Annotated in this window: 8 protein-coding genes; 1 reads left to right on the top strand and 7 read right to left on the bottom strand. The window is 59.9% G+C overall.

The window, feature by feature from the left end; translation table 11 throughout:
* Window positions 1–5: 5 nt before the first annotated feature.
* From FH08_RS0102960 to betI, 6 genes are all read right to left on the bottom strand, one after another.
* Window positions 6–455, bottom strand: coding sequence for a low molecular weight protein-tyrosine-phosphatase (locus FH08_RS0102960; RefSeq protein ID WP_031356889.1), 450 nt, complete (start codon window positions 453–455; stop codon window positions 6–8).
* Window positions 456–489: 34 nt separating this feature from the next.
* Window positions 490–1,638: a polysaccharide biosynthesis/export family protein gene (locus FH08_RS0102955; protein WP_035565153.1), complete on the bottom strand. Its 1,149-nt coding sequence runs from the start codon at window positions 1,636–1,638 to the stop codon at window positions 490–492.
* A gap of 88 nt (window positions 1,639–1,726) precedes the next feature.
* A complete protein-coding gene (locus FH08_RS0102950) occupies window positions 1,727–3,118 on the bottom strand; it encodes an undecaprenyl-phosphate glucose phosphotransferase (protein WP_031356887.1) in 1,392 nt (463 codons plus the stop codon).
* A gap of 678 nt (window positions 3,119–3,796) precedes the next feature.
* Entirely contained in the window at window positions 3,797–5,485 is a 1,689-nt protein-coding gene (betA, locus tag FH08_RS0102945) for a choline dehydrogenase (protein WP_031356886.1), read from the bottom strand.
* A gap of 11 nt (window positions 5,486–5,496) precedes the next feature.
* Complete coding sequence (betB, locus tag FH08_RS0102940; RefSeq protein ID WP_031356885.1) at window positions 5,497–6,966, bottom strand: betaine-aldehyde dehydrogenase; 1,470 nt, start codon at window positions 6,964–6,966, stop codon at window positions 5,497–5,499.
* Between the two features lie 11 nt (window positions 6,967–6,977).
* On the bottom strand, window positions 6,978–7,577 hold the full coding sequence (gene betI, locus FH08_RS0102935; protein WP_031356884.1) for a transcriptional regulator BetI: 600 nt from the start codon (window positions 7,575–7,577) through the stop codon (window positions 6,978–6,980).
* 219 nt (window positions 7,578–7,796) lie between these two features.
* Here betI and fdhA point away from each other — a divergent pair, with 219 nt between their 5' ends.
* Window positions 7,797–8,996, top strand: a complete 1,200-nt coding sequence (fdhA, locus tag FH08_RS0102930; protein ID WP_031356883.1) for a formaldehyde dehydrogenase, glutathione-independent — start codon at window positions 7,797–7,799, stop codon at window positions 8,994–8,996.
* 40 nt (window positions 8,997–9,036) lie between these two features.
* Here the strand turns inward: fdhA and FH08_RS0102925 are convergent, their stop codons facing one another.
* A complete protein-coding gene (locus FH08_RS0102925) occupies window positions 9,037–10,053 on the bottom strand; it encodes a GlxA family transcriptional regulator (protein WP_031356882.1) in 1,017 nt (338 codons plus the stop codon).
* Window positions 10,054–10,313: the final 260 nt, after the last annotated feature.

Here is a 10,313-nt window from a genome sequence, read left to right as displayed (position 1 = left end):
CAGAATTACTCTTTATTCGGTTCTTGTAGCGCCCGAATCGGGGGCAGCCAACTGTTGACGCTCAGCTCGATCAAATGGAGCGCGTGTTCAAAGGAAGCGCGAGGTTGGCGATACGGATCCGGGATGTCGGTCCCTTCGTGCTCTCCGAGACAAAACACCTTTCCCGCCGACGTTGGATAACGCCGATACACCTCTTGTTTCTGCTGCCGGTCCATCACCAGGATCAGGTCCGCATGGGTCACCAGCGCCGAGTTGACTTGCTGGCCCCGGTGCGCCGAGATATTCAGTCCTGCTTCGGACATCAATGCGATCGAGGTGGGATCGGCGGGCTCGCCGATCATTGCTTCGAGGCCGGCGGAGCGAACCGTCATGCCGGGCAACGCGCGCAACAGCAGTGCTTCGGCCATTGGGCTTCGACAGATATTGCCGATGCACAATACGAGGATGGTTTTCATGCCAGCGACGCTTTGGTTAGATTCGCGGCGGCCATCATTTCGCTACCACTGCTGCCGTGAGGCCGGCGTTGACCGCGGGCATCAACAGGCTGAGGATGCGGCTGAAACGCACGAGGTTGCCGCTATCGACGTAGACCACATCGCGTGGCTCCAGATCGAACTGATTGGCGAGGACCATCGAGACGGGTGATTTCGCATCGAGATGGAAGACCAGCGGCTCGTCACTGATCGAGCCGCGGATCACATACACCTGCCCCGGGTCCGATGAGTTCGCGGTGACGCTGCCCGCTTGCGCAAGCGCGTCGGCAAGCGTCAGTTTGCCGTTTCGCATGGGCACCGCAGTCGACGGCTTGTTCACTTCACCCATGACGAAGACCCCGCTTTCATCGCGTGCCGGAACGCGCAGGACGTCACCGCTCCGGAGCACGATGTCCGACGGGTTCTGCCCGCGCTCGAGCAACTGGGACAGGTTGATCGAATGCGAAACGCCGTCGCGCACGAGCACCATCCTGCTTTGATCGGCGGTCGCGCTGAAACCGCCTGCGCGGCTGATGGCTTCGTAAAGTCCCATCGGGATGTCGTTGATTGACTGAGCTCCCGGCGTATGAATTTCGCCGTCCACGTACACTTGTGCTGCGCGATAAGAAGCCACGCGAAGCGTCACCTGCGGCTCGAAAAACGATTTGGTGAGCGCCTTCGCCAATACGGCTTGAGCATCCTCGGCGCGCATTCCGGCCACATGGACTCGTCCCGCATACGGGAACATCACGTTGCCCTGCTGGTCGATGACGAAACCTGCGACCGGATCCGCTGCACGTGTGACCGTCTGCGATGGTCCAGATTGCGCGGCAGCCAGCTCGGGATGATCCCAAACGGTGATATTCAGAACGTCGCCCGGGCCAAGCACATAGGGCGTTGGCGCGGTGATCAGCGATGCGGAGGACGATGAGACGGTCCGCGCGGCTTCGCGCATTTGCCTGAGCAACGTCACGTCGATTTCGCTGATTGGAACGGCTGGTTCTTGCTGCTCCGTTTTCTCACCGGTCTGGAAGGCCGTTCCAACATCGTTCCCGTGAATGTTCAGACCGGGCGCCAGTGCGCAACCGGACAACACGGTGCCGGTAACGCCCGCGGCAAGCAGACGGCGCAAGCCCGTGTGGGGTTGGGTAATTGATGATTTCATTAGGGCCTTCCTTGATTGATTGAGGTGTGGCTCGCGATCCTTGTTCGTTGAAGGCGCCAGCGCTTGAATACGAATTTCTTGGCGGCCGTCAGTAAGCATTGCTGTGCTTCAGCCCTTTCATGACAGTCGCGATCACGATGCGCATGTCGAGCGCGAACGACCAGTTGCGCAGGTAGTACAGATCGTGGTCCACGCGGCCCTGCATTTTTTCGATGCCGTCGGTTTCACCGCGGAAGCCGTTGACTTGCGCCCAGCCGGTAATCCCGGGCTTGATGCGATAGCGATGGATGTAGTCATCGACGACCGTTTGATACAGCGCGTCATGTTCGATCGCATGAGGTCTTGGACCGACCACCGACATATCGCCGATCAGCACGTTGAAGAATTGCGGCAGCTCATCGAGGCTGGTCCGACGGAGAAAAGCCCCGACCCGAGTCACGCGGGGATCGTTGCGGATTGCTTGCTTGAGCACCCCGGTCTCCAAAGCGTGTACGGTCATCGAACGGAACTTGAAGATCCGGAAGACATCACCGTCGGCGCCTTTGCGGCGTTGGGTGAATAACACCGGTCCGCGCGAGGAGAGCTTCACCGCGAGGGCAATCACGAGCATCAGCGGCGCCACCGCGAGGAGGGCAAGTGCAGCGAATGCGCGGTCGAAGATGTCCTTCTTGGCGAGCGCCAGCGGCGACAGCGGCGATGCAACCAGGTTGATCGCGGGCACACCGAGCAGATCGATAACTCCGCCGTCGAACAGGGCGAGGCTGCGTACGTCGGGGAAGAAGCGGATGTTGATGAGGTCGTTCCTGAACTCATCCACCAGCGCAGCAATTCGCGGCTCTTCCGATAACGCCAGCGCGAGCCAGAGTTCACGAACGTTTTCCGAGCGGACACGCTGTACGAACGCTTGCGTTGAGGCATAACGTGGAACAGCTGCATCCGACATTCCACATGTTGCGTGAAGATCGAGCGTCATGACTGGGCGAAAGGCCGAATCAGGTGCTGCTTGCATCTTGCGCATCAAGGCATCGCATTGCTCGCGAGTTCCGGCAATCGCAACGCGGCGCAGATTCAAACGGGCATGGCGGGTCCGACTCAGAACGATGTGCGCAATCAGCCGTGACGTTATCAACGCAACAGCGGTGGCAACGGTCCAGTATCCGAACCAGAGACGCGATACGAGATCGACGCGGTGGATCGAGAACATCACGAGCACCGTGCAGATCTGGGTGGCGAGCCAAGCGAACAGGATCTGTCCGGCAAACGAGGAAAGCGATCGCGCAGGCCGTGACTGATATACGCCGACAGCAGCTAACAACGCGAGCGAGATCGCCGCTGAAAACGCAGTAGTCGACGCCGCGACTGCGGTTGCCGATGCTGCCGGCGTGAGGCTACCGCTGCGGATAGTCCAGCCGAGCGCGGCGCCACCGAGGATCAGCGCGACATCCAGCAGACGGGCGATCAGTCCGCCCAGGGTCAGCATGATCGATTCCAATCGAACCGGCGGCGCATGCCAATTTCGTCGAAGGAGAACACGATCGACCTCGTCACCAGAGCCAGGCTGGCGCAAAGCCTTTCGCGCCTGCGGTTTCGCCCTGTATTTTTGAAAGTCATTGTGATCAATTTAAGTTGAGTGAATAATTGAATTAACGGGTTTTCGATTACTTTCGGAATAGGCTTATGGATGTCAAATTGATCTGAATTGAAATTCAGTTAATCGGGCAAAAAATGAGCGCGATACGAATGCAGTCAGTGAGCGCGTGTAAGTCGGCGAAAGCCCAATCTAACTAATCGGGCCCGGTTGGCCGATACCAATGGAGCAGCTTCGCCGTGCTGTCGAGCGATGCTATTGTCCCTGCGCGGCGGCTGCATGCTGATCGGATGAGTCTTAAATGAATAACATGCACTCTTAAAACATCGCGGTTATGACGTGCAAAATTTAACTCGGCAAGATACCTCGAGATGCGTGCTCGATAAAATATAGAGTTGGCTGAAGACTTATAAAATTAAAATCGCCATAATCCTAATAGTCGCTCGCAAGACGAATGGCGTTATAAATTGCAACGGACAGTCAATGAATGACGCAAAACAAAAAAAGGCATCGCGGCCGCTAAGCCGGGATGCCCCAGGATTCAAACTGAATTGCAATAAGCGCTGCTAATCAGATCGCGGCGATTGTCTCCGCGTGACGCGCCCTGGCTCCATGCGCGACGAAATACGGCGTATCAACACGAGCGAGCGGCTCACGTCCCCGTATCTTGTCCGCGATTTTTTCGGCCAGCATGATGGTCGGCGCATTGAGGTTGCCGGTCACGATTAGCGGCATGATCGACGCATCCACCACGCGCAGCGACTCGAGCCCGTGCACTCGGCCTTCGCTATCAACCACGGCCATGTCGTCATAACCCATCTTGCACGAGCATGAAGGATGAAAAGCTGTCTCCGCACGTTGCCTCACGAACGCATCGAGTTGATCGTCGGTCGTGAGGTCGGCGCCCGGATGCAGTTCACGTCCCCGATATTTCTTAAGCGCCGGCTGATGCATGATCTCGCGCGTAATGCGGATCGCGTCACGGAATTCACGCCAGTCTAGCGGGTCCGACATGTAGTTGAACAGGATGCTCGGGTGGGCGTTCGGATCGCGTGACTTCAGCTTGATGCGGCCGCGGCTTGGCGATCGCATGGAACCCACGTGCGCCTGGAAGCCGTGCATCTTGATCGGGTTCGAGCCGTTGTAATTGATCGCAACCGGAAGGAAATGGTATTGGATGTTGGGCCAAAGGTCGTCGTCGCGCGTACGGATAAAACCGCCCGCCTCGAACTGATTGCTCGCACCAATGCCCGTGCCGTTCAACATCCATTCGAGCCCGATCTGCGGCTGGTTCCACCACTGCAGCGCAGGATAAAGCGACACGGGCTCAAGGCACTCGTATTGCATGTACATCTCCAGATGGTCCTGGAGATTCTCACCCACGCCGGGCAGGTCATGCACTAAAGGCACGTCAAGTTCCCGCAGCCACGTCGACCGGCCCACGCCCGAACGCTGCAGTAATTGCGGCGATGCAATCGCGCCGCTGCATACCAGTACCTCGCGGCACACATGCGCGGTGACACGTTCGCCGCCATGCAAATACGCCACGCCGATCGCTTTTTTCCCGGCAAACAAGACCTGATCCGTGACGGCATGTGTGACGATCGTGAGATTCGGCCGGCCCTTCGCCCGGTCGAGATATCCGCGTGCGGTACTCGAGCGACGGCCCTTCGGCGTCACAGTCCGGTCCATTGGGCCGAAACCTTCCTGGCTGTAACCGTTGAGATCATCGGTGCGGGGATAGCCCGCCTGCACGCCCGCTTCGACCATCGCGGCGAACAATGGATTGTTGCCGGGTTTCGAGGTCGTCACGTGTACCGGACCATCGCCGCCGTGATAAGGGTTCGGCCCTGCATCGCGGGTTTCCGCTTTGCGAAAATACGGCAGGCAATCGGAATAGGTCCAGTTTTCAAGGCCTTTCCGCTCAGCCCAGCCGTCGTAGTCCAGCGCATTGCCGCGGATGTAGCACATGCCGTTGATCAGCGACGACCCGCCCAGTCCCTTGCCGCGTCCGCATTCCATGCGACGGTTATTCATGTGCGGTTCGGGATCCGTTTCGTAGGCCCAGTTATAGCGCCGTCCTTGCAGCGGGAACGCCAGCGCGGCGGGCATCTGCGTGCGGAAGTCGAAGCGATAGTCCGGACCGCCCGCTTCAAGCAGCAGCACGGTCACGTCAGGGTCTTCGGTGAGACGGGAGGCGAGCACGTTGCCTGCCGAACCTGCGCCCACGACGATGTAGTCGAACTCGTTCGCGCTCATCGCGTCGCTCCTTAGAATACGGGTTGGTAGGGACCCAGCTCGACCTGCACGGACTTGATGCTCGTGTAGTGCTCAAGCGTGGTAATGCCGTTTTCGCGGCCGACGCCCGACTGCTTGTATCCACCCACGGGCATTTCAGCGGGCGATTCGCCCCACGTATTGATCCAGCAGATGCCGGCTTGCAGGGCGTGAATCACGCGATGCGCACGGGACAGATTCTCCGTGACCACGCCTGCGGCGAGGCCGTATTCGGTGGCGTTGGAACGTTCAATTACTTCGGTTTCGTCATCAAACACGAGGATGCTCATGACAGGGCCGAAAATCTCTTCGCGCACGATCCGCATATCGTCGCGGCAATCAGTGAAGACGGTCGGCTCGACGTATTGCCCTTGAGCGAATGCATCATGCGTGATCCGCGATCCACCGGCGATCAGTCGCGCACCTTCTTGCTTACCGCTTTCAATAAAGCCCAGGACCTTATGCAATTGTGCTGCGCTGACGAGCGGGCCGAAGTTGGTGTTGGCGTCCGTTGGCGAGCCCACGCGAATGCGCTTTACACGCTCCAGCACGAGCGCTTCGAAGCGCTCGTACACCGGTCGCTGGACGAACACACGCGTGCCGTTCGTGCAGACCTGGCCGGAACTGAAGAAGTTGGCGCTCATCGCGATGTCGGCGGCGCGTTCGAGATTGGCGTCCTCGAAAATGACGAGCGGGGATTTGCCGCCCAGTTCCATCGTCACTTCTTTCAGCGATGAACCGCCGGCCATCGACATTACTTTCTTGCCCGTCTCGACACCGCCCGTAAACGAGATCTTCGCGATGTCCGGGTGCGCGGCAAGCAACGCGCCGACACGACCATCACCCTGCACGACGTTGAACACGCCCGCGGGGACGCCGGCTTCGGAATAGATCTCAGCGAGCTTCAACGTGCTGAGCGGCGTGATTTCGCTGGGCTTGAAGATCATCGCGTTGCCGGCGGCGAGCGCAGGCGCGGACTTCCAGCAGGCGATCTGGATCGGATAATTCCACGCGCCAATGCCCGCGCACACGCCAAGCGGTTCGCGCCGCGTATAGACGAACGAGCTTGGCCGCAACGGTATCTGCTGGCCTTCTATGGCCGTTGCAAGCCCGGCGTAGTATTCGATGACATCGGCGCCGGTGACAATATCCACGGCTCGCGTTTCGGCAATCGGCTTGCCGGTATCGCGGGTTTCGAGCGCTGCGAGTTCGTCGTTGCGTTCGCGCAGAATATCCACCGCGCGACGCAGGATGCGCGAGCGTTGCATTGCGGTCATGCCGGCCCATTCGCGCTGCCCTTCGCGAGCGGAGCGCACGGCGCGATCGATATCCGCTGCGCTGGCTTGTTGCACGCTGGCCAGCGTTTCACCCGTGGCCGGGTCGAGCGTGTCAAAGGTTTCGCCGCTGGTGGCGTCGACGTAAGCGCCGCCGATGTACAAGCGCTGCAATTCGAAAACGGGCATGGCGTAGTCCTTTAAGTGAGGGTCCGGCCGCGTGTGTCGAGCACGAGGTCGATGTAATCATTGGCCAGGCGCATGGCCGCTTTCGTGTCGAACGGCTCGCCCGACAGCGCGCCGCGCAACCACAGGCCGTCGATCAATGCGGCCAGTCCGCTTGCGGCGCGTCGGGCAGCGGCACGGGGCAGCGCCTTGGAAAAATCGGCGCACAAATTGGAATACAGGCGGCGCGTATTGACGTTCTGCAGGCGCCGCAATTGCGGTTTGTGCATGCTCTCCGACCAGAACGCAAGCCACGTTTTCATCACCGGATTGCTGACTTGCGCGGCATCGAAGTTCGCCGCCACCACCGCGCGCAAGCGCGCGCGGGGTTCGTCCTTCGCGACCCGGCGCCTGCGCGATGTCGCGTTCCACAGGTCTCGAAGCACATGGCGCATGGTGGCTTCGAGCAGGCTGTCCTTGTCGCCGAAATAATGACTGACGATACCCGTGGAAATGCTCGCGCGCTGCGCGACCGACGCCAGCGTCGTGCCGGCAAGACCGGCATGGTCGATGGTCAGCAGCGTGGCGTCGATCAACTGCGCCCGGCGGATTTCGCGCATTCCGAGCTTGGGCATGGGTTTTACGGGGTTTATATACGTGGCGTTGAGAAAACCAGGATTGAATGCTAGGTATTTTATATTGATTGGTCAATCAATATAAAACCGCGATGTCGGATTCTGCCAAACCCATGTCGCGTTCGATGCGCGTCGGTGGTGCGCCACAGGACTACGCTCGTTAGGCGGTGCATGGCGCTGATCGCCGTGCGGATCGTCCACGAGACAAGGAGACAGGCAATGAGCAGTAATCGCGGCGTTGTGTACTTGGGGCAGGGCAAGGTTGAAGTGCAAACCATCGACTATCCGAAGATGGTTGATCCACGCGGCCGGCAGATCGGCCACGGTGTAATTCTCAAGGTCGTCACGACCAATATTTGCGGGTCAGACCAGCATATGGTGCGCGGTCGCACGACCGCCCAGGTCGGCCTGGTGCTCGGACACGAGATCACTGGCGAGGTGATTGAGATTGGGCGCGACGTGGAGACGCTTCAAATTGGCGATCTGGTTTCCGTGCCGTTCAACGTGGCATGCGGCCGTTGTCCGACTTGCAAGTCGCAGAACACGGGCGTGTGCCTGAACGTCAATCCGTCGCGACCGGGCGGTGCCTATGGTTACGTGGATATGGGCGGCTGGATTGGCGGCCAGGCGGAATACGTGATGGTCCCGTACGCCGACTTCAATCTCCTGAAGTTTCCCGACCGCGACCAGGCGATGTCGAAGATCCGCGATCTCACGTGCCTCTCCGACATCCTGCCTACGGGCTATCACGGCGCCGTGATGGCGGGTGTGAAGCCGGGTTCGACCGTGTACATAGCGGGCGCGGGTCCGGTCGGAATGGCCGCGGCGGCGTCCGCTCGTTTGCTGGGCGCGGCTTGCACGATTGTCGGCGACATGAACGAAGAGCGACTCGCGCACGCGCGCAAGGTCGGCTTCGAGACTGTGGATTTATCGAAGGACGCAACGCTCAGTGAGCAGATTGCGGCCATTCTCGGCACACCGGAAGTGGATTGCGCAGTCGATTGCGTCGGCTTCGAAGCGCATGGTCACGGCAGCAGTGGAAGCCATCAGGAAGCGCCTGCCACGGTGCTGAATTCGCTGATGGAAATCACGCGGGTAGCGGGCGCAATCGGGATTCCGGGCCTCTATGTCACCGACGATCCAGGCGCCGCCGACGCAGCCGCGAAGAAGGGTGCACTGAGCATTCGCTTCGGCCTGGGCTGGGCGAAGTCGCATTCGTTCTTCACCGGGCAGACGCCGGTCGTGAAGTACAACCAGAACCTGATGCAAGCCATCTTGTGGGATCGCCTGCCGATTGCGGATATTGTTAACGTCTCAGTGGTGACGCTCGATCAGGCGCCGGATGGGTATCGGCAATTCGATGGCGGTGCGCCGCGCAAGTTCGTGATCGACCCGCACGGGATGTTGAAGGCGGCTTAAGTGTCCATGCTCAAGGCGCCGCTCTAGCTGGAGTTGAAGCTTAAGCGGCGTTTTGAGCAATTGCCAACGAAGGAGTGGCAACGACTGCGAGCGGTGGCAACTGGCGCCGGCGTTCCCGCGTGGGCGCCGTGCCGAATGAATCACGGTAGCTCTTGCTGAAATGGCAGGCCGATTGAAAGCCGCAAGCCATCGTGATATGCATGATCGACATGTCGGTCTGCAGCAGCAACTCACGGGCGCGGCGCAGCCGCAGCGTCAGATAGTAATGCGTCGGCGTCATGCCAAGGTGCTCGCGGAACAGCCGCTGCAATTGCCGCTGCGACATCCCCGCCAGCCGTGCGAGCTCTTCGCGCGACAACGGCTCCTCGATGTTGTTCTCCATCAGCGAAATCACTTCGAACAGCGACTTGTTCGCCGAGCCCAGCCGCGCGACCAGCGGCATGCGTTGCTGAGCGCTGGTATCGCGAACGTGCTCCACGATGAACTGTTCCGCAATCTGCGTGACCTTCGCCGATCCCACGCGCGTGGCGATCAGGTTCAACATCATGTCGAGCGGCGCGACGCCGCCCGTGCACGTCACGCGGTCCCGGTCGATCACGAATAGCTCTTTGAGAAAGCGTGTTTCCGGGAATTCCTCTTTCAACGCCGACATGTTTTCCCAATGAATCGCGCACGCATAACCCGCGAGCAAACCGGCGCGCGCAAGGGCATAGGTGCCGGTGCAGAGACTGCCGAGCACACTGCCGAGCCGGGCAAAACGGCGCAGCGCGGCCAGATGTGCGGGCGTGGTTTCGCGTTGGACGTCGATGCCGCCGACCACGAACACAATGTCCGGTTGCCCCACGCACTCGACTGGTCCGGTATCGACGGAGAGGCCATTGCTTGCTGCCACGGGACCACCGTCCGGGCTCACGATCGACCACGTGTAAAGCTTCTGCCCGGTCAGATAGTTCGCCATGCGCAGCACTTCGATGGCGTTGGTGAACGCGATCATCGTGAAATTAGGCAGCGGCATGAACGCGAAATGCGCGAGCGACGCGGTTCGGTCGGGGGACATGGAGGAGGGAATCCTTCGAATCTAAGGTGTGGCTATGTCGTGGGGACACGACTATGGACATTTTGTAGATCTTTGCAACATGCATGCCATCAGGCTAAACCCTATTGCCGCTGAAGCTTACGGTGGCGTAAGCGCTTGTAGACGCACCGCGAAGGGGATCGAGACCTAGTTGAGCACCGCACGGGAGCGGAAATTGTCCGCTGCGGTGCAGCATGAAAAGCGCGCGCCAGAGCGGCGCTTCGCGACTTGTGTAAAACGGA

The organism is Caballeronia sordidicola, assembly GCF_000729995.1.
GTDB lineage: Bacteria > Pseudomonadota > Gammaproteobacteria > Burkholderiales > Burkholderiaceae > Caballeronia > Caballeronia sordidicola_A.
Note: the sequence above shows the minus strand (reverse complement) of the source record. Positions and strands in the feature narration are given on the sequence as shown.

What these genes read in the sequence shown, in the direction of transcription:
- FH08_RS0102960 (WP_031356889.1), bottom strand. Translation starts at nt 455, where the DNA reads ATGAAAACCATCCTCGTATTGTGCATCGGCAATATCTGTCGAAGCCCA.
- FH08_RS0102955 (WP_035565153.1), bottom strand. Translation starts at nt 1,638, where the DNA reads ATGAAATCATCAATTACCCAACCCCACACGGGCTTGCGCCGTCTGCTT.
- FH08_RS0102950 (WP_031356887.1), bottom strand. Translation starts at nt 3,118, where the DNA reads ATGCTGACCCTGGGCGGACTGATCGCCCGTCTGCTGGATGTCGCGCTG.
- betA (WP_031356886.1), bottom strand. Translation starts at nt 5,485, where the DNA reads ATGAGCGCGAACGAGTTCGACTACATCGTCGTGGGCGCAGGTTCGGCA.
- betB (WP_031356885.1), bottom strand. Translation starts at nt 6,966, where the DNA reads ATGCCCGTTTTCGAATTGCAGCGCTTGTACATCGGCGGCGCTTACGTC.
- betI (WP_031356884.1), bottom strand. Translation starts at nt 7,577, where the DNA reads ATGCCCAAGCTCGGAATGCGCGAAATCCGCCGGGCGCAGTTGATCGAC.
- fdhA (WP_031356883.1), top strand. Translation starts at nt 7,797, where the DNA reads ATGAGCAGTAATCGCGGCGTTGTGTACTTGGGGCAGGGCAAGGTTGAA.
- FH08_RS0102925 (WP_031356882.1), bottom strand. Translation starts at nt 10,053, where the DNA reads ATGTCCCCCGACCGAACCGCGTCGCTCGCGCATTTCGCGTTCATGCCG.